This is a genomic window from Pediococcus sp. EKM201D (assembly GCF_011800215.1).
GTDB lineage: Bacteria > Bacillota > Bacilli > Lactobacillales > Lactobacillaceae > Pediococcus > Pediococcus pentosaceus.
In genome coordinates, this window is the sequence record NZ_JAALFK010000002.1 from 213,185 (window position 1) to 235,768 (window position 22,584).

Here is a 22,584-nt window from a genome sequence, read left to right on the forward strand (position 1 = left end):
CATAGAGGTTCACCTTTTTTTATATCCTAGTATTCAATTATTTAACTTGATGTCCTTCAGCCACATACTGGTCCATATCATTCTTAGGCACCATGCTACCACCCGTCGCCCAAACAATATGGCTAGCATTTTCCATTGGATAATCCTGTTCCAATTGAGCTTGAACGTCATCTAAAATCGTAAAACCAGAAGCAGCTGATGGTTCAACATCCACATTTTCTGAGTCATGCAATTCTGCAACATTCTTCATCATCTTTTGATCATCAAAAGTTTGAATTCCATATAATAATGTATCCATCATCTTACCAGCAATTCTAGATGGACGCCCAACAGCAAGACCGTCAGCCTTAGTTACTCCATCAATTCCAGCATCATAAACTGAAATTTGATCATTTAAGCCGGTCATCATTCCTAGTGAAACAGATGGAATATGAGTTGGTTCCGCAAAAATTGGATGAACGTTTTCGCCAATAATCTTCTTTAGACCAAAGGCTACACCACTGGGACTGCCACCTACTCCAGCAGGTAGATATACAAATAATGGATGTTCTGCATCAACTTTGATATTTTGAGCCTTCAATTGAGCTTGAAGACGAACTGCAGCAACCGAATATCCCAAGAATAAATCGTACGACCCTTCATCATCGATGAAGTAAGCCATAGGATCTGCTTCAGCAGATTTACGTGCTTCTGTAATAGCATGAGTGAAATTGTCGTTATATTCAACAACATTAACGCCCTTTTCACGTAACATATCCTTCTTCCATTGAGCGGCATCGCTCGACATATGTACGCTAGTTCTAAAACCTAGTTTACAAGCTACAATACCAATCGATAGTCCAAGATTTCCCGTTGAGCCCACGACAATTCCATATTGTCCAAATAAATCCTTGAAGCGTGGTTCATTTAATTTAGCATAATTATCACCATATACAATTTCACCGTGTTTCATTGCTACTTTTTCGGCAAATTTCAACACTTCGTAGATTCCACCACGTGACTTAATTGAGCCCGAAATTGGTAGATAATTATCAGCCTTAAGATACAAATCACCCTTAACTTGGTTTTGAGCTTCGGCATTTAAAACAGCCTTCATCTTATCCATTTTGAGCAAAGGGGATTCTAAAATTCCATGTGTTGGTAAAGTTTCTGGGAATGCTACCTCAAAATAAGGTGCAAACCGTTGAAAACGAGCTTCAGCATCGAAGATATGTTCAACTCCAACCGGTAATTCAGCTTCCTTTTTATAATTCAGGTTCTTCCAAAAAATTGGTTCGTAAGCTTGCATCTGCTTAATCGCTGGATATTTTTTGCTTAGAGCATCAACATCAATCATAATTTTTTATCTCCTCGTTATTGTATTCACATTTAGTATACAACGCCTAGAATGCTTTGCTAACCCCTATTTCAAGAATTAATGTATTCATTCACAAATTCTTCTTTAGTTTTAATTTCTTTACCAGAATTAACAATCATCGCGTGAAAATTTTTCCATTCTTCATCGGTTAAATTAATTGCTGCTTCAACTTCTTTTTTGGCCTGTTCATACTTAGATGGTAATGGATGCCCCATCCACTCAAAAATTCGTTGGCTATATTTATCAGCTATAAAACCTGCATGGTCAAATGCGTACATCATCAAATAGTCCGCCGTTTCTGGACCAATCCCCACCAAAGCCAATAATTCTTTACGTAGGCGCAACGTTGGCAATGCTCCAATTTTTTCGATTGAAAACTGATATTTTTGTGCCCAAGTTAGGACATTTTGGATGGTTTGCGATTTTCGCGTATAAAAACCGCTGGGACGGATTTGAATTTGTAACGCTTCATTACTAAGCCGCAAAATCCGATGTGGATCAAAATTAAAGTTGTTCTTTAAATTCATTAAACTTGGTGCGACATTGACCCAACTTGTATTTTGGACTAGGATGCCACCATAGACTACTTCCCATGGCGATTCTTGCCACTCTTCCAACCACGGCTGTTTACCCATTTTCTGATACATCATCTTGTAAATCGTTGGAATTTCCATGTCAGTCTCCTCCCTCTATGTATTATAATTCTTTTCCAAAAAAACACTATAAATCTAAAATTAGCGTTAGAATATACTTGGAAACAACTATAAGTTTTTAAGGAGAATTTAAATATATGATTGAAAAAGCTTGTACAACTGTTCTAGTCGGAAAAAATGCTTCAATTGACGGCTCAACTATGGTTGCCCGCAATGACGATACATTTTTACCACTAGCTCCACATCGTTTTTATATGCATCCCGCTGAAACAGGTGTAGACGAAACCATCGTTTCATCTCAAAATGGTTTCACAGCCAAATTACCAGCTAACGGATATCGCCATAGTGCCGTTCCTAATATTGATCCCGATAAAGATGGTATTTACGACGAAAGTGGTTTTAACGAAAAAAACGTAGCCATGAGTGCTACGGAAAGTGTTTACGGTAACCCAAATACTTTGGCTTACGATCCTTTGGTTCCTAATGGTTTAGCTGAAGATACAATGCCTACGATGGTCCTACCATACATCGATTCTGCTCGAGAAGGCGTTGAATATTTAGGAAAATTAATCGCTAAATATGGTTCGCCTGAAGGTAACGGTGTGATTTTTAGTGACAAAAATGATGTTTGGTACATGGAAATTGTTACTGGTCATCATTGGGTAGCTCAACGAATTCCTGATGATTCTTATGCGGTAGCTGCCAACCAAGTTGCCATTCAACAAGTCGATTTCGATGATCCTGATAATTTCATGTGGTCAGATGGCATACAAGAATTTGTTGAAGAACATCATTTAAACCTTGATCACGAAGGCTGGAATTTCCGTCGTATTTTCGGTACAGATACAGAAAAAGACCGTCATTACAACACTCCTCGTGTTTGGTATGGCCAACGTTATTTGAATCCAGAGATTGAACAAGACCCACAATCTTCAGACTTACCATTTATTCGTCAAGCTAGCCGTAAAATCACCGTGGAAGATGTCGGTGCCATTTTAAGTTCACACTATAACGAAACTAAGTACGATCCATTTGGTCATGGTGCTGACGCTGATCGATTGAAGTTCCGTCCAATTTCAATGAACCGTACTCAAAATTCTCACGTACTTCAAATTCGTAATGATGTCCCCGAAGATCGTTCAGCTATCTTCTGGCTAAACTTCGGGGTTCCAGCATTCAGCCCTTACGTACCTTTCTTCAATAATGCGACCGATACAGATCCTAGCTATCGTGCTACTAAAGCTACTATGAACCTTGATGACGCTTACTGGATGTATCGTGCCGTTGGCTCAGTAGTTGAAGGACACTACAGTAACTTCATCCAAACCAACGTTGATTACGTCACCGCCTCAAAAGAGTTCCTTCGTGGACGCGTTGCTAAAATTGATGCTCAAGCTGCTAACCTACAAGGCGATGCGCTAACTCAATTCTTAACAGAAGCCAACCATGCTACTGTTAAAGCAATGAAAGAACGTACGATGAACCATTTCAACGATTTGTTAGCTTCTGGTTTGTTATTATCAAAACTAACCTTTAACATGGACAAAAATCTCTAATATTAAAAATGATGAACGCTAAACCTTAAAGTTTAGCGTTCATCATTTTTTGTTTTATAAGATGTATTCACCAGCCATGCGCACCAGCGACGTCATTTCTTTTTTAGCTGTTTTGAGCCCCACATTCCCCTGACCATCTGGATGATTATCACTCAGAATGGATATCAAATAGAGATGTCCATTAACTTCGACAGCCCCAATCGAATTCATAATCCAACTTCCAGATAAGGTCCAGCCGTTTTTATTGGCTAAGAAATTAGGTGTATCGCTAAAGCCCTTGATTCCCCACTGTTGTTTTGAATTAACTTGAAACATCTCTGAAATAATATAATTGCGACCTGTACGACTAATTTTGCTCGACTTTACAAAAAGATGTTTCAATAATTTAATGTAATCTTCGGAACTAACTGTTGAAAGCCACCACTTACTACTAGCTTGACTATGATCCATCCCCAGTCTAGCAAAAGTAGCATTTAATCCGCTAACTCCACCCATTTTTTTAAATATAGCCGTAGCATCAGCATTACTACTCTGACGAATCATTCCCGCAACTAATTTTTTATCACTAGCTGTTAATTTAGCATCTTGATGGAGTAATCCAATTAAAATTGGAACTTTAACGGTACTTGCTGTATACATTTGGCTAATCTTGCCTTGACTCCAACGATACGTTTTTTGCTTGGCGACATCATAAATGGTAAAATCAAAATTTTCATTTTTTAAATCAGTATTCGTTTGGCTTAACTTGCCAACTTTTTTATCCATATATTTACTAAATCCTGAATTTGGTGCTTGTTTGGTTGTAATGTGCGTTGTAGTCTCAGAGCGCGAGTGTAAAAGATGGTGCACTTCTACAATCAATAATGTGATCGAAAATACAATTAGCAAAAATCCCGTCAACCAGATTTTTCCTTTGCGATTTAATCGCCTACCGTGAAATGTCACTCATCTATACCCCTTTAAAATTATATATGCCAGTTCGATTATAACCAGCAATTGACGTCTATACAATGTTTATTTTTTGTAACATTTTCCCAAATTTAAATAATTTAATTACTGGTCTTAAATTTACTTGAAAAAACAAAAAAACTGGAATAAGCATAATTAATACGCTTACTCCAGTTTTTTAAAGGTGAATTTATAGGCCTTAGGATTTTACTTTAACATTTGTTCTGCAGTTTTCTTGAGCTCTGCATCGTTCATATTTTCCCACTTTTTGGCCTCCGCAATGGTCTTCATCGTATCATGACCATTGTCATCCATTACATGATTCCACATTGCGTCTCTTAATGGCGTTTGATCGTTACTCCAGTCAAATACCTCTGTCATCTTTTGATCAAGAAGTTCTGTTTTTAATGTTGTTGCCATATTAAAAGCCTCCAAAATGCGTGGGTGAACATCATCTGATAATAATGATGTCGTTCATTTTTGTTGCACCCCACGACTATGTTATAACACCAGTTTTAAATTTTGTTAAATAAAAAGCCACAGCTTTTTTATAGTTGTCCCCAAATTCTATCTTTTAAGGACACTATATTTCTGCCGTGACTTTTAAATTTTAGTTATTTTCTGTAAAGATAGGTTCGTGAATTGTTTCTACGTATTGCGCTGCTTTTGGTGTTACATACATGTCTTCACCATCTTTTTGAAATAGCTTAGCCGCACTTAATTTGTCCATTGCTTGTCGAACAGTTGCTTCATCCAAACCTTGTTTTACGTAATTAATTTTTAGATGTTGGGCTTTCCCAGCTGCATTAGTAAATTCTAAGTCTAATAGTTTCATAGTTACTCCTCCAAAATTTTTAAGCTTGATATATGAATGCCAATTGGTTTATTTAGTTTTGATTACTTTTCTAGGATAACTTTTTCAGTTGTTGTAATTTGAGCATCAGTTACATTATCAGTAGACACCATTTCAAGTGTTTTAGCTAGTTCCGTTACTTGTTCGGCAGTGACTGTTTGCGCCACGTTTGAAAAAGCTCTTCGAACCCCTTTTTCATGATCTGGGCCTTCCATTGTGATACTGATTCCTGTTTTCAACCAAGTTTTAACCATGTTTTCATCCTCATTTCTTATCATTTAATATAAGTGTCGCGACGACTTACACTTACTAATAACGAATCAAAATTAAAAATGTAAACTAAATCTATTAAATTTTTTATATCTTATTTGGATAGACTACTATGTTAAGCTTTGATGACTTTTAATAGCTAACATAGATTTTAAGTTAATCTCCTTTTATAATTAGTTTATTAGAACAATAAGTATCAATGTCTACCAAATCAAAGGAGAAAATATTTATTATGAGTAGCGTAATTGGAACTTTACTTATTATCGCTATTGCAGGGCTACAGTACCTCTGCAGTCGTATTAAATATAAATATTCAGGTGCAGTAATTCCAATTTTATTTGCGGGCAGTATGCTGTACTATTATTTAATTGCTCAAAAAGCTAGTTTCTGGGCCTTTTTAATTATTCTCGTTGTGGGAGAAATTCTCCTCCTCAGCATTTGGGACAATCAATATCAAAAAAATGAACAAAAGACCGAACAGACCCACCTTCGTAAAAAATAGCCCTCCTCTGTATCACACCTATAGTTCTTACTTTATGTCTCTAACTTCCTGGATCATCTTGCATATAAAACAACATTTATTGTAGGAAAACGTGCTTAAATTTGAGTTTAAGTGGTTGGCAACCTTTTTATTGAAACTTAACTTAATTTGGTTGATAATATAGAAAGAAATTTAACAACATCACCATGTTTGTTTAAACACGGCGCTGGTTATGGAGGAAAATAATGGACATTAATCTTGATTTTCCGTTAGGATCATCAATTATAAATTTGGTATTGAGTCATCGAAACCTCGCCACCAAAGAAATACGCAAACTTGGACTTTATCCGGGGCAAGATTTAATCCTGGTAGAGCTATTGCGCAAAGATAACCGCTCACAAAATGAGCTGGTTAAAGCGCTCTGTGTGGATCATTCAACGATTGCTAAATCTGTAAAAAGATTACTAAAAGCTGAAATAATTAATGCTCATAAATCTACTGAAGATAAGCGGGTAACCATAATTAGTTTGACCGTTAAAGGTAAGGCGTTAGCTATTCAGGCCGCTAAGGTATGGAACGATGTGGAAAAAACCGCTTTTAAAGATTTTTCGCCAGCAGATATTAAAGAGTTTATGCAATATTCACAACATATAGCAAAAAATTTTACGGATAGAAGTTTAGAACTAAATGATAGATAATTTTAATTGCATCTCTTTCTAGCTGATACCCAGAGTTCATCTTAAAAATAAAAGCAATCATTACCTCCGCATTTTTAAAATGTTGGAAACGATATGATTTCACGTGAAACCTATCTAATTTCTCACATATGGGGGATCATTTGGTTGACAGCGTTTTCAGTTAGAGGTATATTGTAGGTGTACTAGAACATAGGTTTCCCAGCCCATAATTGCTCTAGTATGGGTATTGAATGAGCCTTTCAAGTACCCTATTAGTGCTCATATACCCTTCTTACCCAAAGAGTGGATCTGCTTCCCCAGATCTACTTTTTTTGTTGCTTTAGAATTTATATTTGTGCGTAATTTAATCAAACTGAATTATTTAAAAAAATCATCATTATACCCTATTAACCATTGACAGCGTTTCCAACTTGAAGTATATTATAGATAATCTAATGGATGTAGGTAACTCCCTAAGCCGATTATCATCCATTAGATATTCTTACCCTAGTTGCGTAGTACTTCCCGAAGCACAGCTTTCCCAAACTACGTGACGTAATATTCTTACCCAAAGAAACACCCATCTACTTCCCTAGAGGGGTGTTTCACTGTCTCTACTGCTTTATTCCTCACTTCTTTCCGAGTTCCTAACCTTAATCTAGGACGTTTAAGGTTATTACTTCATTTATTAAAAAACTTCCTACACCCCTAAACAATCAAAAAGACGTAGAAGAGGTTTGGGTTATCCTCTACTACGTCTTTGTAATAATTATTATCCAACCACTTTTTCGCCATTTAGGTATGTCTTATCTAGCTTCATTTCTCGGTCTAACACAATAAAATCAGCATCGCGGCCTGGTAAAATGTGTCCACATTTGCTCCCAATTCCTGCGCTATCGGCCGCATTTGCGGTGGCCATCTGTATAGCTTGTTCAGGAGTAACTACATTCCAATCAACCACGTTCTTTATGGCGTCTTTTAATAGTAAGATACTGCCTGCTAAACTATGACTGCTATCTTTCAAACGAGCCGTACCGTTTTGCACAATAACTGGAAATTCTCCTAAAATATAGTCGCCATCTGGCATTAAACCAGCTTTCATACAGTCCGTAACTAAAGCTACCTTACTAGGAGTTTTGGCATCCAGTAGAATCTTGACTACATATGGATTCACATGGTGCCCATCACAAATTAATTCATCTGTTACACCTTGTAAGCTTAGAGCTGCACCTGCCATACCAGGTTCGCGATGATCTAATCCACTCATCCCATTAAATGTGTGAGTGAACATGGTTGCCCCAGCCTCAACACAAGCCTTGGCCTGTTCAAAGGTTGCATCACTGTGTCCTAAAGCTACCGTAACCCCTTCAGAGCTAATTTGAGCCGTAAATTCTACTGCACCATCACGCTCTGGTGCAATCGAAATTTTACGAATCATGCCATTAGCTGCTGCTTGCCATTCGTGAAATTCTTCAATACTAGGGTTTTCGAAGTATTTCGGATTTTGAGCCCCTTTATGTTTTTCAGTATAATATGGTCCTTCAAAGTGAATACCTTGAACTTTAGCCCCTTCAAAGTGATCAAGGTTCTTGCTAATTACTTGAACCACTTCTTTCAACTGTTCTGAACTAGCCGTTAAAGTCGTTGGCAGCCACGAAGTTACCCCACATTTTAGTAGCCCATTAGCCATGGCCTCAATTCCTTCAGCACTTGCATCCATCACATCGTGATTCAACAAGCCATGAATATGGGTATCCACTAGCCCAGGAGCTATCCATTTATCACTATATTCTACGATATCTCCATCTGGTTGATTTTTTTGATATCTACCAAATTTACCATCAACAACTTGGAGATAACCTCCCATTTCTACATTACTACCTAAAAAGAATTTTTCTGCATGAATATAATATTCCAAACTTCTCGCTCCTATCCTTCAAAATCGTGAATTGTTACACCTTTTACTACTCGGTTAACTGTCCCCGTTGCTGAAGGAGTGTCCGGTGTATTCTTAACCTTGATTGATGATAGTAAGGAGATCGTTTGAGCAAACATTACATCAGGGAAGGCCATATAACCATCTGGGATAGAATCATCTCCATTAGCAAAATTAAAGTTGCTACCTGTAAAGTTGTGGGCTGATTGAACACCGATGCCCATAACGACTGGTGCAATCTCGTCTCCTGCCACTTCTTCGAGAATATCCACATCATACTGACGAGTGTAAGCATTGTTGCTAACGAAATCAAAAAGGAGTGTCTTACTATTAACAAATGACTTAGGACCGTGTCGGAAGCCCATCGAAGTATCAAAAACGGTCACTTTTTGTCCAGCTGTTAGTTCCAAAACCTTCAATTGTGCTTCACGAGTTAGTCCACCCAATGCACCAGATCCCAGATAAACGATCCGTTCAAAATCGGTATCAACCAATTTCTGAATATCATCAACCCGGTCAATCACTTCATGACCCATTTTACTGATGGCGTTAACATAAGTTTCTTTCTGTTCATCAGAATGTTGAGCATCGAAAACTAATAACGTTGTAAGTAACATGCAGCTAAAACTACCAGTCATTGCAAAACCTTTATCATTGGAACGTGCTGGTTGCATTAGAACTAAGTTTTTATCATCTTCTTGGGCATGGAGCGCAAGTTTACCTTCTGGAGCACATGTAATGGTTATTTGATATAGATGTTTAACGTACTTTTCAGCTATATCTACCGTTGCTACACTTTCGGGGCTGTTACCACTTCTTGCAAACGAAACTAAAATCGTTGGTGTATCTTTTTCAAGATATTGTTTAGGGGTAGAAACAATTTTAGTTGTATCGATTGCTTCAAAACGGAAATGGTTTCGATCACCATTTTCAGTTAAGTATGGCATCGCTGTATCTCCAACATAAGCTGAAGAACCAGCACCGGTAAAAACAACTCGTACCGGTTCATTGAATTCGCTTTCAATCTTCCCTAAGAAAGCATCAATTGCTTGCTTCTTTTCTTGGTAGATTTTAAAAGTTTCTAACCATAGTTCTGGTTCTTGTTGTATTTCACGAGTTGTTATAACAGCACCCATTTGGGTTAATTCATTATCAGTCATTTTGTACATAGTGGGAATTCTCCTCTCATCCATCAATGCTTATACTTAATGTTATAAACAAATTGGTCACCACGAGCGCTACTAATGGTATATTCAATGATTTCATTTTTATGATTGTATGTTGTTCGACGGAGCATGAATCCTGGTGAATTAGGTGCAATCTTTAATAAATCGGCATCTTTATCACTAATAATCCCTACTGAAAGCATCTCATCTGCTAGACGAACTTTTTCACCATAGTCTTCTAGAAAAACATTATAGAGCGAACGTTGTTTCGTTTCTAACTCATAAATTGACAGATTTTCAAATTTTTCAGCAGGAAGGTAAGTTCGATCAATCATCATTGGCATTCCATCCGCCAAACGGAGCCGTTTGAGTTTAACAATGGGATCTCCAACATTAATTCTTAGCTTGCCACTAAAATATTCATCGGCTTTACGCTCTGACATTTCTATGATCTTTGTTTCCGGTTTGCGACCAAGCGATTTCATTTGTTCCGTAAAACTATATTCATCACCAATTTTAGTCGTATCATCCATCCAACTTGCTACAAAAGTCCCCTTACCATGCTGGCGGTAAATATACCCAATGTTTTCTAGTTCACTTAAGGCTTCGCGAACCGTATTACGGCTCACTTCATACTTTCTCATAATTTCACGTTCGGATAATAATTTGTCATTTGGTTTATAGTTATTTTTAATTTGTTTTCTTAATTCATCAACAAGCTGTCCATATACAGGTTGCTTTTCATTATAGTTAAATCCCATGGTTTGATTACCACACTTTCTAAATCTGATTCATAATTTATATGATATACCAAATTTAGGTTTTGAGTGGCAATTAATGTTAAGCTTTACCGATTATGCCAAGTGCTGATAGCACAACTGCCACGATAATCACGATAAAGATAGCTTTTGTTGAAGTCATTCTCTTTCGACCAAGCATCCAATAGATTGCTCCAACAATTAAAGCAGGGACCAATTTTGGCATGATCATATCAATCTTATCTTGTAAGTTAACGGTCATCTTCCCTAAATGTGCTACGAAAATCACATGAGTATTAACCATAGTAGCTGCTAAAGCACCTACGACATAAACTCCAAGTAACGTTGCTGCATCCGTCAAAGCATTTAGCTGTCCTTGCATTTCATTAACTAAACTTACCCCTTGTTTGTAGGCAAATTTCAGTTGAATCCAGCGGAACCACATAATAACGAAGTTAACTAACATCCATAAAATAGCACCTACAACGTTACCTTGAACCGCCATATTAGCAGCAACTGCTCCCATAATAGCAGGCACCAAAGCGGCAAAAATCGAATCACCAATTGCGGCAAAAGGTCCCATTAAACCTGCCTTAATTCCCGCAACGGTTTCAAGTGAATTAACACCTTCTTTTTCTTCAATCGCCATATCAATTCCTGAAATAATAGTATTAAAGAAGTTACTTGTATTAAAGAATTGATTTTGCATTTTCATCATTTTTTTCAGCTCGGGAGTATGGTCACCATACATTTTACGGAGCTGGGGAAGAATCAAGTAAAGATAACCGGATCCTTGCATACGTTCGTAATTCCATCCAACTTGGTTGAATAAGAGGCTACGGATATTCATTTGCTTAAAGTCTTTATCAGTTAATTTATAATTAGTCTTATTAGAGTTCGTCGCCATGAATCTCACCATCCTGTTCATCTAAATCTGTTGCACCAGCATTTTGTTTAGGTTGTGCAGCTACTAAATTGCTTTCTTTAACGGAACGATTGTACTGCATTGCAGCTAGCGCAAAACCAATCAAAGCAATTCCTAACATTGGAAGGTTTGCGAAAACGGTCGTGAACTTTGCATTCATTCCGGCAATAGTTGTGCCAAGTAGGGTTACATTGCCATAAATTGTTGAAAGCATTGCTGTGATAACAAAACCTAAAATTAAGTATGGCCAATGCTTTTTAACTGGTAGATAACGAAGCAAGATAGCAAAACCAACGGCAGGAAGAAGTGCGCCCGCAGTTGCAAGACCGTTACTCAACCAAGCTAAGTTGGTATTCATATAATCTACGGCTGTACGTACAAATGGACCACCAAACGCAAGTGCTAGAAATACAGGAATACCACGTGATAATGTCCATGGAAGATATCCATAAAGGTAATTTCTTTCAATACCACTGTAATTTTCTTCGTCAATTAATTTATCAATTCTGTGTTGGAAGAAAGTATTAGCGAAACGTGCAACAATATCAGTCTGAATCATCAAACTAGCAACCGGAACCCCTAAAGCTGCAACCGCAACTTCGGGTTTCATACCTGTCCCAATCGCAAAAGCCGTAGCCATAACTGTACCTGAGTTTGCATCAATTTTAGAAGCTCCTCCAAAAGTTCCTACCCCAAGCACGGTTAATTGCAAACTACCACCAATGATCAAACCCGTTTTAAGATCACCCATTACTAAACCGGCAATAATCCCGGCCCAGATTGGTTGACTTAAACTAGTTTGGAGCGTTAACTCATCCATAATCTGGTACATTGAATAAATTGTTAAAATAATTACTTGCCATATTGCAATACCTGAACCCATAAGAACGCCTCCTTCTTATTTTTTAGTATCAAATTTTTTCAAAATTGCCATAAAGTCATTGGCTTGATCACCAGGAACCATTTGCTGAGTGATTTTAATTCCTTTTTCATGTAGTGCCTTAAATGCATCTACATCGTCTTGCACTACATTAATAGAATTAGTGATTTGAGTCGTCTCATCCGTCTGTGACATATTTCCGACATTAATCGTTTCTAACTTCACTCCGTCGTTAACCAAGTCCAATAATACTTGTGGTCGTTTAACCACAATAAATACTTTTTGCGAATCATAGCCGCCACGCTTAATATGATCAGCAGCTACCTTTTCAGAGAGCACACTCAAATCAATACCAGCTGGTCGAGCTAATTTCAAACCCGATTTTTCAATATCGCTTGCAGCCACTTTGTCATCAATCACCATAATTCTTGTTACACCGAGCTTCGTTGTCCACAAATTGGCTACTTGTCCATGGATTAGCCGTCCATCAATTCGTACCGCTGAAATTGTCATACTACTCACTCCTTTGTTTTCTCAAAACTATGCTAATAAAATTACTGTTTCTAAGCCTTTTAGTTGATATGGGATGGTTAATACATCATGCTCAATCCATTCCGGTTTAACCGCTAACTCTTGAAGTTTTGCTCCTTCATGGAAGTAAAGTTTCCAATCTTGTTGTTGCTTAGTTTTAGATAAATGAATTTGAATTTGTTTTTGATCATCAATCGTGAAATTTGAAAGTACAATTTGATTTGAAGACGCCGTAATCTTAGTTCCAGCCATATCAACTACGTAATCTATATCCGTAGTTTTATTTAAAATAAGTTTTAAAAGCTTAGCTTTAATTGAATAATATTGCGATTCCCAACCATATTTAGGGTCGGTATTCATTGGTAAAATTACCGTCCGCCCATTGATAATGGTCATCACTGGTCCTAATTTTTCAGCCTTCGCACTATATGCACTTGATAAAATTTCAACTTTATTTGCATTCTCATAAGCGATTTTGTAATAATCCCCCGTATGTTGAAGCATGGTGACCCGCGGATTCTCAATTTGATCAATGACCATTCCATCAATTTGTTCGTAAGATTGATAATTGGTTCGAGCCCGCTTAATTTCCAATTTTTCTGCGTCAATTAATGTTCTCAACATTGGTCTTTCAAACAGAATTTGAACACTTTCACCATCTAAAAACATGACATTCTTTTTAAGCAATGCTGTGATTTGTTCATCATTTAGATTGTTAAAAAATTGACCACTAACCGCTAACACTTCGTTTTCAAAATTGCTTGTATCCGTCCATTTTTCCGGTTTACATGCCACTCCTAAACTACCCAAAAGTGATAACCAACTGTACTCTTTAGGTAAGAGTTCCTCTGGGTTTTCGCCTCTAGTAGTCTGGAGGTTAAACGAGGCATCCTGAGATACTAAAACTTTTACTCCATCGAGTTGTTCCACATTCAATCGATGTTGAGTTCCCAAATTCATTAAGTCTTTGGATTCTGCCAATAATTCAGCATAGTCATACGTTTCATCGATTCCATTCCCCATCATATCGAATAAATTCAGCAAAATTCCCGTAGCGCCCAGCATTTGTGTACTTTCCAATTGTAATTTAGTAAACATTCTTGATTTAACAAATGGCGAATACATATAACTTTCCAGCTCAGGATATACGTCTGAATTTTTGCCAACTAATTCCGTAGTCACTCTGGAGTAACGTTCAAAATCTCGTGAATACTGTAAAGGAGAAACTTCGTTATATGCTGGTAAATGTGGTCGACTAACTCGTAAATGCGTACCAGATAAACTATCAAATAGACCGTCCCAATCGCGTCCTTCAACTGCATGCCATTCGGGAAAAGAACTCATCAAACCCAACCTTGTGGTGGGAGAAATTCTAGCGACCGTCTTTTGGATTAAACGGGCAACTTTTTTCATTTCTACTCGCGCAACACTGAGATATATTTTGCGTTCAAGCGTGGGTTTCCCTGGTTGTAAGAGCTTTTTGACAAATTCAGTACGGGTTACCTTACGTCCTAATTTTTCCGAATAAATCTTCATATGCCGCTCACAAAAACATGCAAGTTTGATTGGTGTGTGATTGTAATGTCTAAAATCATCTTCCAGCCATAATTCCTTAGGTTGGAGTTTGGCATATTCACCGTAGATATCAGCAATATATTCAACCCACCTAGGATCTGCAGGACAAGCAATGGATTCAGCGTGTTGACCTCGATAATCAACCATCGTTCCAAAACCCAGTTCTGGACTAACTTTTTGTCCACGATCGCTATGCATCAGCGTTGTCCATGGATTTAAACTTGTTGTTATGTCCATCTCTGCTAGCTGTTTAGAAACCTTTGCTACCGTAGGCAACCAATGCGTTCTAACTTGATCGATGGTAAGATGCCCTTGGTTTAACTCTTCTGGGTTAATAAAAAAGACTACATTGTCAATTCGAGCTTCCTGACAAAATTTAATTAACTTCTTCGCTCGTTCTTCATTCCAGTTAAAAGGATCAATTGCGAATCTTAATGAATATTGATAGGTTTCTGCCATATTTTTTACCCGTTTAGTTTTGCATTTACGTCAATAATTCCATTTTGTGCTTCATCAATTACAGATTGTTTACTTACTTCCATTCCCATCATTACTTGATTGGCAAAACCAATCACCATGGGAAGATTCAAACCACTAACTACTTCAAGTTCTGGATGTTCAGCCATCAAACGAACCACAACATTGGAGGGGGTTCCACCTAGTAAATCAACCGCCACCATTGTCTTTTCGTTATTGGGGTTGTCATTGATAAACTGCTCTGCTTCGGCCTGTAAATCTTCTGGACCTTGATTAGGTTGAAGCCCAATAGCCTTCATGTTATCAATATGCCCAAGAATCATTTCCGCACTAGCTAAAGTTTCAACCGCCATATTTCCGTGACTCATTAACAATAATCTCATGTAACATTCCTCCATCCCAGGGTTTGTAATTATGTTGTATACGCTTACAAACACCTGTAAATAAACAGCTGATATTACTACCAGCTCAATTCATATCATAACTGGTTGGTACCAGTTTGTCAACCAAGTTATAGGCGCTAAAAATGCCTTTTTCATGGGATTTTTATACTAAATTTTTCGCGTTTATATTTTGGTATAGATGGTATAAATTTACAATTTTCACCAGTATCATCACTATTTATTAAAAATTCTTCATAGACATTTTCAAATCGGTTTGTTCAATAAATTAGTAATAAAAAAACTTTGATTTTTTACAAACCAAAGTTTCGATTATATTAAATTATCTTCATCTAAATTAATTAAAAAAGGAGCAATCGGATCATTTTGTTCGTTGTATAACGTTAAGATTGGCGCATTACTATATCCATATCGAGCTTGCGTAGTCCCGTTAGGAAACTCAACAACGACTTGATCATCCTTAATCTTTGCTGGAATCGATTGCCAAACACCATTAACTAATCCTTCAATATGGCAATTTTGGGTAGCATGTATGTGTTGGACGCCTTTAAATTTAAGGTGGACTTGATTCTTATCTTTAATAATTCGATTAAAAACCGGCGTACTTGAATACGTTGTCCCTGCCAGAATTTTCCCTAGCCGTGTGCCAGCAATTCTTTTCGTAACCGGATGAGGATTATATAATTCCCCTGTATCCGTTATAGAAACTAGGTGAACTGCCGCTAAAGTTTGACTCACTTTCAGCATTTGTTGCCTAATTTCTGCCCAAGCATTCCGAAGTACGTTAGCATACTTTGGTAACTGAATAATATAGAATGGCAACGAATAGTCTTGGAAAACTCTGCGCCAATCATTGATAATCTCCCTCAATAACACATCATACAAATGACGCGTTTCAATATCTGTCTCACCTTGATACCAAACCACTTGATCGAATGAATAATTTTTAATCTTTAATACCATTGCTTTAAATAAGGTACCTGGTTTTAAATAACTATCTGGCGTTACCGGTGGTGGCCAAGGCGTTTGTCCAACAATATTAAGAGCCATTCCCAATGGGACACTAGGATTATCTTTCATAAATTTATACATTCGTCGATTATGACGCTGAACTTTTTGACGATATAATTTTACCTCTTCTTCAAACTCTCGGTTGGGCTTATTTTGCAGTTGTTTCTCAAATGGACGAACGATTTCATCCATCAACTGTGGTTGGCTAGTAAGCGTCAATTTCGACAACCAAGTTGCAGCTAATGCCCCGTCCCTAGTACAACAAACAACCCCGATCGGTAGCTGAGGATCTTCTTCGGTCATCCGCTTAACTGCGTAAAAAGCCATTGCCGAAATGTGTCCGAGATTAGTAGTCTTTAACTGATGCCAGTGGGTAGTTTTTGATTGATAGACTTCCACTTGTCCATTTTGGAAATAAAATGCAGGCTGCGGAACGTTATAATAGGCGATATTGTTCAATGTGAAATGATTTACCTCAGTCTCAAAATCCTGGTCTTGTACCATCCGAAAGCCTACATTGGATTGTCCAGCCATTAAAATCACTCGACCAAAACGCACCTTTTTTAGTAAGATTTGTTCCCGATCATCTGCAATTTGAACTTCAAATGAACTTCTAGTATCAATCACTGGATCAAAGCGACATGTCCACCGACCATCGCGTTTTACAATTGCACGCTTTATATCTGAAGCAATTTTTACTTTTACGGTTGAACCCGCTCTTCCCGCACCGCTAATCTGAAATGATTTTCCCGCCGGCAAAACCATATTATCCGAAAAAATTTGATCAACATGTAATTCGAAACTTTCCATGCTTAACCTCTCTGAATAAAAAGGCCAGACCCTCCTAACTAACAGATTGGATCTGACATTTTATATTACCTATCTTTTTAGTCTTACTTAAATTCAATCCCGTATTCAAACGTATGACTTTCACCAGCCTCAAGAAGGTTATTGCCTTTCTTATTATTCCAGTCCGTTGGCTGGTCGCTAGCTTGATCTGGAAGCCCTGCAAATGGTTCAATGCAAATGAACGGTTGAGTTTCATGTTCCATCGCCCATAGCGTTAGATATGGGAATTGTTTGATGTTCAATTTAACTTCATGAGCAGTTTGGTTGGAATGAAGGGTCACATTTTCAAGCTTCTTAGCATTCAAAATAATAAGTCCATCATCAAACATTTCGTGATTTAAAGCTAATTCACTAGCTTGGATTGATGGATATGGAGCTTCAGTTCCATCGCGGAAAGGAATGGGGCCCACTCCGAGTCTTTTAATTTGTTTTTGTTTTGGTCCAAATGTTAGGCGATAATCTTCAAAAACACCATCATCATCAATTGGAAGATTAAAAGCTGGGTGAGATCCTAAAGCATATGGCATCATCCGCTGGTCATTATTAATCACCCGGTATCCAATCAAAAGTTGGTTCTGATCTAATTTGTATTCAACTTGAAGGGTAAAATCAAATGGGAACATTTCCTTTGTTTTAGCATTTGACTTTAACTCTAACATCACTCGATTTTCTGCTTGATTAACTTTCTGCCAATCAAAATCTCGTGCAAATCCATGTTGGGGCATTCGATATGTCTTACCATCCACTACATATTCATCGTTATTTGACTTACCAATCGCTGGAAATAGAATGGGTGCATGTTTCTTCCAAGCATCACCATTCCAAATGTAGTCATAACCACTTTCGTTTCCAATAACATGGGTCAATTGGGCTCCCATATTATCAATTTCAACTTCGAGACGATCGTTTTTTAACTTTATCATATGAATTTAGTTCCCCTTCCTTATTTTTGTACAGTCTTAGCATGATTCATTTTCATTAAAATGTAAAGGCTTTCTTTGGCTTTGTTCGACAATTTTAACCTTCATCTGAACTTCAACACCTTTTGCAATTAGTTCGAAACTGTTATGATAGAATTCTGTTAGAAATTTTGTTCCACCTATGACACTTCTCCCATTCTTTGGGTTCCTTTGGTCATAGTAAAATTAGTGACGTTTACGTTATAAAGGAGAATTTAATATGTCTAGTTCTAAAATAAACACCCGTGAGATTGTTTTATCTGCCATGATTGCCGCTCTTTATGTGGCAATTACATTTGTCTTTTCTGCTATTAGCTTTGGACCAATTCAGTTTCGCTTAGCTGAAATGTTAAACTGTTTAGTGATTTATGACAAACGCTATATCTGGGGCATTTCGTTGGGAGTCTTAATTTCCAATATGCAATCATCTTTAGGAATTATCGATATTACATGGGGGACCCTCACAACTATCGTTACGCTTTCAATTGTTTACTTAGTCATTCGTAAATTTAGCGATACGAAGGTAAAGATGGGCCTCTGTGTTGCCATCACTACTGTTCTAATGGGCTTTTTAGTTGCTATTGAGCTCGCCTATGTTTTGAAAGTTCCATTTTTCTATACTTGGGGAACGGTTAGTCTTGGAGAACTAGGCGTGATGCTAATCGGCGCCGTCGTAATTTATCTACTTGGAGAAAATGTTAATCTATCCCTATCTGCTCGCAGATAGTAAAATCTACTACCAAACCAAATAACTACAAGCCTTTAAAATAGGTTCAAATTAAATACTTTAGTATAATTTATGTATAAAGTAAGCCTTTTAGTCGAAACGGAGGGACTCAGCATGCATCAATTATCTAAAGTATTTTTGATTACCTTAGCATCTTTTTCACTGGTTGGATTAGCTGGTTGTGCAGACAAAAAATCAGCCACAGCACCAGCTACTGAAAAAGCTTCTTCACCTGCCCGCGTCCATGAAGTTCAACGTACAAACGCCACTACTATCGCTCTGGCTACTTATCATTTGATGAAATCCAATGGCCAACTTGAAAAGCTTAACGATGACATCGAACCCAGCGCAAGAAATGTTGTAGAAGATACTGATAATAAAAAAATTGCTTTCGATGCGGGAACTGAGCAAAATGATTATTTTGAACAAAAAGCCCATATTACTATCGATAACAACAAGGTGCTTTATACAACCAAACAAGATAATACCAGTGTCGATAACCTCTATAAAAAGTATTCCAAAACAGTTAGTTTCCAGCGTTTTTTAGATGAATTTGAAATTCAAGACCATGACGAAGATTTTGACGACTAAAAAAGCTGAATCAAGAAAAGTTCTTGATTCAGCTTTTTATAGTACCTGATTTATTCAAACAAATTTTTAGAGTTAATCTTCTAAATTCTCAACTACCACTTTACCCATCATATGGTTTCCCTCAACCAGCTTATGCGCCTGTTTTAGGTTCTCCACGTTAATTGGGGATAATTGCTTAGTCAGGGTTGAAATCAGTTCTCCAGCGTCTAATAAACGAGCAATTTCGTCCAAATATACATGCTGAGTCTCCATGTCTGGTGTTTCATAGTAGGACTTCGTGTACATCCATTCCCAAGCAAAAGTAACCCGTTTATGTTTTAGTGCTTTCAAATCTACCGGTTCATGGTTTTGAGTGATTGAAGTCATCCTGCCATTCGGTTTAATCAGCTCGACCATTTCATCCCAATGAGCATCAATATTGTTTAACTCTAAAATATAATCTACGTATTGATGACCTAAGTTACGAACTTCATCAATCAAGTTATTACGATGATTAACGGTTTCGTCGGCGCCATGTTTTAGACACCATTCAATAGTTTCTGGACGAGAAGCCGAGGCGATCACATGTAAACCGGCTTTTTGGGCTAATTGGGTTGCAATGGAACCTACGCCACCAGCCCCATTAATAATTAGAATCGACTTATCGGCGTTTCCTTGCACATCCTCTCGATCAATTTCTAATTGTTCAAATAATGCTTCCCACGCCGTTAATGAAGTCAATGGCATCGCAGCTGCTTCAGCATTGCTAAGCTTTTCGGGGGCATGTCCCACCACCCGTTCATCTACTAGCTGATATTCACTATCGCTTCCGGCCCGTTTGAATGAACCAGCATAAAACACACGGTCACCAATTTCAAAATATCCAGCTGATGCGCCTTTAGCTATCACAGTTCCAACTGCATCCCAACCAATCACTTTAGGTTCGTCTAAAGTTTCAGTCCCATTTTTACGCACCGCCACATCGATTGGATTTACTGATACTGCATCGACTTTAACCAGTAGATCACGTCCTTCAGGCTGAGGAACCGCCGTTTCAAAACGAAACAAACTTGCTTCTTCATTGATGGGTAAATGTTTTTGAAATCCAATTGACCACATTGTTTTATTCATTTTGGTACCATTCCCTTCTTTAAAATAACGCTATTTCTTCTATAATTGTACCTCGAAAATTGTTAAAACTTATTACTAAGTAATTGAAAATAGCCATGTTAACTAAATTTTGGTGCCTAATCTTGTTGTTGTCGTTGCAAAATACCTTCAGTAATATCAGCAATCGTTATTTCATCCATTTTTTGAAAGGCACTTTGCTGTATTTCAGCGTATGCATCATCTAACACGTCTTGAATACTGCCACCGACAACACACTGTGGATTTGTCTTAGGGTCGATATGCAAGAGGTTATGATCCATATTCACCGCCTTATAAACATCTAAAATACTAATCTCACTCGGACGAGCATTTAACGCTGGGCTAGCACTCCCTACTTTTGTCGTAATTAGTCCCGCACTTCGTAAATCCGACATCAAATTTCTTACAGTACTAGCATTGGATTCAATACTATCTGCAATGGTCTTACTTGATAAGTCGCCGTCCTTATAAATAATTAAGTACGTCAAAATATGGATTGCATCGCTTAACTTATAGGAATACTTCATCGTTACCACCTAATTTAAAATTTCGTTAATAGCCTCTGGTAAACTAGTTAATTCCCGACCCAAAACTTTTGCTAAACTATCTGATTGATGACTGAGAGAGCCATCTTCAATTGGTGCCTGAAAAGAAGTAAATAGTGCCGCAGTATCTGCATCTAGGCCTCCCGCTTGAAGTTGAGCTTGATAGGCATCCCTCGAAACCTGCTTAAGTTCAAAACTATTTCCAGTTGCTGTTTGAAGGGCTGCGCCCAAATCAGCATACGAACGAATTTTACCAGCAAATTCATAGATAGCATCTGGATTTTCTAACGTAATTACCTTTGCAGCAGCCTCAGCATACTCACGTTCTAAAGCCCATCCAGCTTGTTGATCTGTCCAGTAGGTTGCTGTTTGATTATTAGCACCACTTTGTAAAAAGCCCATTTCATTTTGAAGGTACCAGTTGTTACGTAGAAATGAGTGTTTGATTCCTTGTTCTTCAATTAGTTTCTCAGTTAATCGATGGTCGTTTGCTAAAGCACTGGTTGATGCTTGAGCATTTGGAAAACTAGTATAAGCTACAAAATCAACACCCGCATTTTTAATTGCTGTTACAACATTTTGGTGCTGAGTTCCTCGAGCTACTTTACCACCTGGTTGCGAAGAAATAAAGAGCACTCGATCAATCCCTTTCAGAGCTTTTTCCATTGTAGTTATATCATCGTAATCACCTTGACGAATTTCTACACCTTTAGGAAGTAGCTTTTGACCCTTTTCTAGATTTCTAACAATGGCGATTACGTTGTCGGTTCCTACTAAATCAATTAATTTTTTTATCGCGATTTGTCCAAAGTTTCCTGTTGCAGCAGTAATTGCATATTTCATATTCATAATTCTCCTTGAGCTGTTTTTTTATTATTAACAGCTTAATCATACCACCTGTTATTTTAAAGTCAACAGGTTTGAACAAAAAAACTCAATTATCTTGAAGTTAATATTCAAAATAAGTGAGTTAATTTTTATTACAAATCATTTTTTTCTTAGTGAAAACCACCAAATCAAATGGATAATCAAAATGATGATAAATATAAAAGCCCAAATTCCGATGGAAACTAATTGATTAAGTAAACTATTCTGAACACCTGCCCCATCCGTCTTTCTGAACCATAAAAATACTGTACCAATCACAAAAATCAAGAAACAGCCCCAACTACTTACTCGCCAACTTTTCAAAAGTAACACTCCCTTTAGCATTATGCAGAATCAACGCACTAATTATACACCTTTAAGATAACAGAAAGACCGATTCCTTAGCTGGCATATCGGGAATCGGTCCGTTTATTTATCTTATGACTGTAATATATTTCAAATT

Annotated in this window: 25 protein-coding genes; 5 read left to right on the forward strand and 20 right to left on the reverse strand. The window is 37.5% G+C overall.

The features are described from left to right. Window positions 1–37: 37 nt before the first annotated feature. Window positions 38–1,336 carry a D-serine ammonia-lyase gene (locus HFC68_RS03895; RefSeq protein ID WP_011673850.1) on the reverse strand — a complete coding sequence of 433 codons (1,299 nt, stop codon included), beginning with the start codon at window positions 1,334–1,336 and terminating at the stop codon, window positions 38–40. A gap of 71 nt (window positions 1,337–1,407) precedes the next feature. Continuing rightward, window positions 1,408–2,031, reverse strand: coding sequence for an endonuclease III domain-containing protein (locus HFC68_RS03900; protein WP_002834150.1), 624 nt, complete (start codon window positions 2,029–2,031; stop codon window positions 1,408–1,410). Window positions 2,032–2,147: 116 nt separating this feature from the next. Between HFC68_RS03900 and HFC68_RS03905 the strand changes: the two genes are divergently transcribed. Further along, entirely contained in the window at window positions 2,148–3,566 is a 1,419-nt protein-coding gene (locus HFC68_RS03905; RefSeq protein ID WP_011673851.1) for a C69 family dipeptidase, read from the forward strand. 54 nt (window positions 3,567–3,620) lie between these two features. Here HFC68_RS03905 and HFC68_RS03910 read toward each other — a convergent pair whose 3' ends face one another. The 4 genes from HFC68_RS03910 to HFC68_RS03925 form a co-directional block, all read right to left on the reverse strand. Continuing rightward, complete coding sequence (locus HFC68_RS03910) at window positions 3,621–4,511, reverse strand: serine hydrolase (protein ID WP_160211261.1); 891 nt, start codon at window positions 4,509–4,511, stop codon at window positions 3,621–3,623. A gap of 210 nt (window positions 4,512–4,721) precedes the next feature. Then, complete coding sequence (locus HFC68_RS03915; protein WP_002834154.1) at window positions 4,722–4,934, reverse strand: hypothetical protein; 213 nt, start codon at window positions 4,932–4,934, stop codon at window positions 4,722–4,724. Window positions 4,935–5,124: 190 nt separating this feature from the next. Then, window positions 5,125–5,349, reverse strand: a complete 225-nt coding sequence (locus tag HFC68_RS03920) for a DUF2922 domain-containing protein (protein WP_002834155.1) — start codon at window positions 5,347–5,349, stop codon at window positions 5,125–5,127. A gap of 62 nt (window positions 5,350–5,411) precedes the next feature. After that, window positions 5,412–5,621 carry a hypothetical protein gene (locus tag HFC68_RS03925; RefSeq protein ID WP_002834156.1) on the reverse strand — a complete coding sequence of 70 codons (210 nt, stop codon included), beginning with the start codon at window positions 5,619–5,621 and terminating at the stop codon, window positions 5,412–5,414. Window positions 5,622–5,869: 248 nt separating this feature from the next. Between HFC68_RS03925 and HFC68_RS03930 the strand changes: the two genes are divergently transcribed. Then, window positions 5,870–6,139, forward strand: a complete 270-nt coding sequence (locus tag HFC68_RS03930; protein ID WP_011673853.1) for a hypothetical protein — start codon at window positions 5,870–5,872, stop codon at window positions 6,137–6,139. Window positions 6,140–6,363: 224 nt separating this feature from the next. Then, the gene (locus HFC68_RS03935; protein WP_002834159.1) at window positions 6,364–6,816 is read left to right on the forward strand and encodes a MarR family winged helix-turn-helix transcriptional regulator; all 453 of its coding nucleotides are present in this window, start codon (window positions 6,364–6,366) and stop codon (window positions 6,814–6,816) included. Window positions 6,817–7,567: 751 nt separating this feature from the next. Here the strand turns inward: HFC68_RS03935 and nagA are convergent. The 10 genes from nagA to HFC68_RS03985 form a co-directional block, all read right to left on the reverse strand. Further along, entirely contained in the window at window positions 7,568–8,713 is a 1,146-nt protein-coding gene (gene nagA / locus HFC68_RS03940; RefSeq protein ID WP_011673854.1) for an N-acetylglucosamine-6-phosphate deacetylase, read from the reverse strand. An 11-nt stretch (window positions 8,714–8,724) separates the two neighbouring features. Beyond that, window positions 8,725–9,900 carry an SIS domain-containing protein gene (locus HFC68_RS03945; RefSeq protein ID WP_011673855.1) on the reverse strand — a complete coding sequence of 392 codons (1,176 nt, stop codon included), beginning with the start codon at window positions 9,898–9,900 and terminating at the stop codon, window positions 8,725–8,727. A gap of 23 nt (window positions 9,901–9,923) precedes the next feature. Beyond that, the gene (locus HFC68_RS03950; protein ID WP_011673856.1) at window positions 9,924–10,658 is read right to left on the reverse strand and encodes a GntR family transcriptional regulator; all 735 of its coding nucleotides are present in this window, start codon (window positions 10,656–10,658) and stop codon (window positions 9,924–9,926) included. 79 nt (window positions 10,659–10,737) lie between these two features. After that, the gene (locus HFC68_RS03955; protein ID WP_167399691.1) at window positions 10,738–11,562 is read right to left on the reverse strand and encodes a PTS system mannose/fructose/sorbose family transporter subunit IID; all 825 of its coding nucleotides are present in this window, start codon (window positions 11,560–11,562) and stop codon (window positions 10,738–10,740) included. After that, window positions 11,546–12,463 carry a PTS sugar transporter subunit IIC gene (locus HFC68_RS03960; RefSeq protein WP_002834169.1) on the reverse strand — a complete coding sequence of 306 codons (918 nt, stop codon included), beginning with the start codon at window positions 12,461–12,463 and terminating at the stop codon, window positions 11,546–11,548. The genes HFC68_RS03955 and HFC68_RS03960 overlap by 17 nt, the downstream gene beginning before the upstream one ends. 15 nt (window positions 12,464–12,478) lie before the next feature. After that, a complete protein-coding gene (locus HFC68_RS03965) occupies window positions 12,479–12,973 on the reverse strand; it encodes a PTS sugar transporter subunit IIB (RefSeq protein WP_002834170.1) in 495 nt (164 codons plus the stop codon). A 27-nt stretch (window positions 12,974–13,000) separates the two neighbouring features. Then, window positions 13,001–15,025, reverse strand: a complete 2,025-nt coding sequence (locus HFC68_RS03970; protein WP_011673858.1) for a hypothetical protein — start codon at window positions 15,023–15,025, stop codon at window positions 13,001–13,003. Between the two features lie 5 nt (window positions 15,026–15,030). Next, on the reverse strand, window positions 15,031–15,426 hold the full coding sequence (locus HFC68_RS03975) for a PTS sugar transporter subunit IIA (RefSeq protein ID WP_011673859.1): 396 nt from the start codon (window positions 15,424–15,426) through the stop codon (window positions 15,031–15,033). A gap of 330 nt (window positions 15,427–15,756) precedes the next feature. After that, on the reverse strand, window positions 15,757–17,265 hold the full coding sequence (locus tag HFC68_RS03980) for a sialate O-acetylesterase (RefSeq protein WP_011673860.1): 1,509 nt from the start codon (window positions 17,263–17,265) through the stop codon (window positions 15,757–15,759). A gap of 83 nt (window positions 17,266–17,348) precedes the next feature. After that, window positions 17,349–18,227, reverse strand: a complete 879-nt coding sequence (locus HFC68_RS03985) for an aldose 1-epimerase family protein (RefSeq protein ID WP_011673861.1) — start codon at window positions 18,225–18,227, stop codon at window positions 17,349–17,351. A gap of 256 nt (window positions 18,228–18,483) precedes the next feature. Here HFC68_RS03985 and HFC68_RS03990 point away from each other — a divergent pair, with 256 nt between their 5' ends. Both HFC68_RS03990 and HFC68_RS03995 read left to right on the forward strand, forming a co-directional pair. Beyond that, window positions 18,484–18,990 (forward strand): QueT transporter family protein, encoded by a 507-nt coding sequence (locus tag HFC68_RS03990; RefSeq protein WP_011673862.1) that lies wholly within the window; start codon window positions 18,484–18,486, stop codon window positions 18,988–18,990. A 114-nt stretch (window positions 18,991–19,104) separates the two neighbouring features. Continuing rightward, window positions 19,105–19,581, forward strand: coding sequence for a hypothetical protein (locus HFC68_RS03995; RefSeq protein WP_011673863.1), 477 nt, complete (start codon window positions 19,105–19,107; stop codon window positions 19,579–19,581). A 72-nt stretch (window positions 19,582–19,653) separates the two neighbouring features. Here HFC68_RS03995 and HFC68_RS04000 read toward each other — a convergent pair whose 3' ends face one another. From HFC68_RS04000 to HFC68_RS04015, 4 genes are all read right to left on the reverse strand, one after another. After that, window positions 19,654–20,691 (reverse strand): zinc-binding alcohol dehydrogenase family protein, encoded by a 1,038-nt coding sequence (locus HFC68_RS04000; protein WP_011673864.1) that lies wholly within the window; start codon window positions 20,689–20,691, stop codon window positions 19,654–19,656. Window positions 20,692–20,807: 116 nt separating this feature from the next. Further along, the gene (locus tag HFC68_RS04005; RefSeq protein WP_002834180.1) at window positions 20,808–21,236 is read right to left on the reverse strand and encodes an Rrf2 family transcriptional regulator; all 429 of its coding nucleotides are present in this window, start codon (window positions 21,234–21,236) and stop codon (window positions 20,808–20,810) included. Window positions 21,237–21,245: 9 nt separating this feature from the next. Continuing rightward, on the reverse strand, window positions 21,246–22,097 hold the full coding sequence (locus tag HFC68_RS04010; RefSeq protein ID WP_167399692.1) for an SDR family oxidoreductase: 852 nt from the start codon (window positions 22,095–22,097) through the stop codon (window positions 21,246–21,248). 144 nt (window positions 22,098–22,241) lie between these two features. Beyond that, a complete protein-coding gene (locus HFC68_RS04015; RefSeq protein ID WP_011673866.1) occupies window positions 22,242–22,445 on the reverse strand; it encodes a DUF3923 family protein in 204 nt (67 codons plus the stop codon). Window positions 22,446–22,584 lie beyond the last annotated feature (139 nt).

Coding starts and splice junctions, on each gene's coding strand:
- HFC68_RS04010 (WP_167399692.1), bottom strand. CDS start 22,097: ATGAAATATGCAATTACTGCTGCAACAGGAAACTTTGGACAAATCGCG.
- HFC68_RS03905 (WP_011673851.1), top strand. CDS start 2,148: ATGATTGAAAAAGCTTGTACAACTGTTCTAGTCGGAAAAAATGCTTCA.
- HFC68_RS03920 (WP_002834155.1), bottom strand. CDS start 5,349: ATGAAACTATTAGACTTAGAATTTACTAATGCAGCTGGGAAAGCCCAA.
- HFC68_RS04000 (WP_011673864.1), bottom strand. CDS start 20,691: ATGAATAAAACAATGTGGTCAATTGGATTTCAAAAACATTTACCCATC.
- HFC68_RS03965 (WP_002834170.1), bottom strand. CDS start 12,973: ATGACAATTTCAGCGGTACGAATTGATGGACGGCTAATCCATGGACAA.
- HFC68_RS03975 (WP_011673859.1), bottom strand. CDS start 15,426: ATGAGATTATTGTTAATGAGTCACGGAAATATGGCGGTTGAAACTTTA.
- HFC68_RS03930 (WP_011673853.1), top strand. CDS start 5,870: ATGAGTAGCGTAATTGGAACTTTACTTATTATCGCTATTGCAGGGCTA.
- HFC68_RS03950 (WP_011673856.1), bottom strand. CDS start 10,658: ATGGGATTTAACTATAATGAAAAGCAACCTGTATATGGACAGCTTGTT.
- HFC68_RS03980 (WP_011673860.1), bottom strand. CDS start 17,265: ATGGAAAGTTTCGAATTACATGTTGATCAAATTTTTTCGGATAATATG.
- HFC68_RS03895 (WP_011673850.1), bottom strand. CDS start 1,336: ATGATTGATGTTGATGCTCTAAGCAAAAAATATCCAGCGATTAAGCAG.
- HFC68_RS03955 (WP_167399691.1), bottom strand. CDS start 11,562: ATGGCGACGAACTCTAATAAGACTAATTATAAATTAACTGATAAAGAC.
- HFC68_RS03960 (WP_002834169.1), bottom strand. CDS start 12,463: ATGGGTTCAGGTATTGCAATATGGCAAGTAATTATTTTAACAATTTAT.
- HFC68_RS03900 (WP_002834150.1), bottom strand. CDS start 2,031: ATGGAAATTCCAACGATTTACAAGATGATGTATCAGAAAATGGGTAAA.
- HFC68_RS03945 (WP_011673855.1), bottom strand. CDS start 9,900: ATGTACAAAATGACTGATAATGAATTAACCCAAATGGGTGCTGTTATA.
- HFC68_RS03915 (WP_002834154.1), bottom strand. CDS start 4,934: ATGGCAACAACATTAAAAACAGAACTTCTTGATCAAAAGATGACAGAG.
- HFC68_RS03990 (WP_011673862.1), top strand. CDS start 18,484: ATGTCTAGTTCTAAAATAAACACCCGTGAGATTGTTTTATCTGCCATG.
- HFC68_RS03995 (WP_011673863.1), top strand. CDS start 19,105: ATGCATCAATTATCTAAAGTATTTTTGATTACCTTAGCATCTTTTTCA.
- HFC68_RS03925 (WP_002834156.1), bottom strand. CDS start 5,621: ATGGTTAAAACTTGGTTGAAAACAGGAATCAGTATCACAATGGAAGGC.
- HFC68_RS04005 (WP_002834180.1), bottom strand. CDS start 21,236: ATGAAGTATTCCTATAAGTTAAGCGATGCAATCCATATTTTGACGTAC.
- HFC68_RS03935 (WP_002834159.1), top strand. CDS start 6,364: ATGGACATTAATCTTGATTTTCCGTTAGGATCATCAATTATAAATTTG.
- HFC68_RS03970 (WP_011673858.1), bottom strand. CDS start 15,025: ATGGCAGAAACCTATCAATATTCATTAAGATTCGCAATTGATCCTTTT.
- HFC68_RS03985 (WP_011673861.1), bottom strand. CDS start 18,227: ATGATAAAGTTAAAAAACGATCGTCTCGAAGTTGAAATTGATAATATG.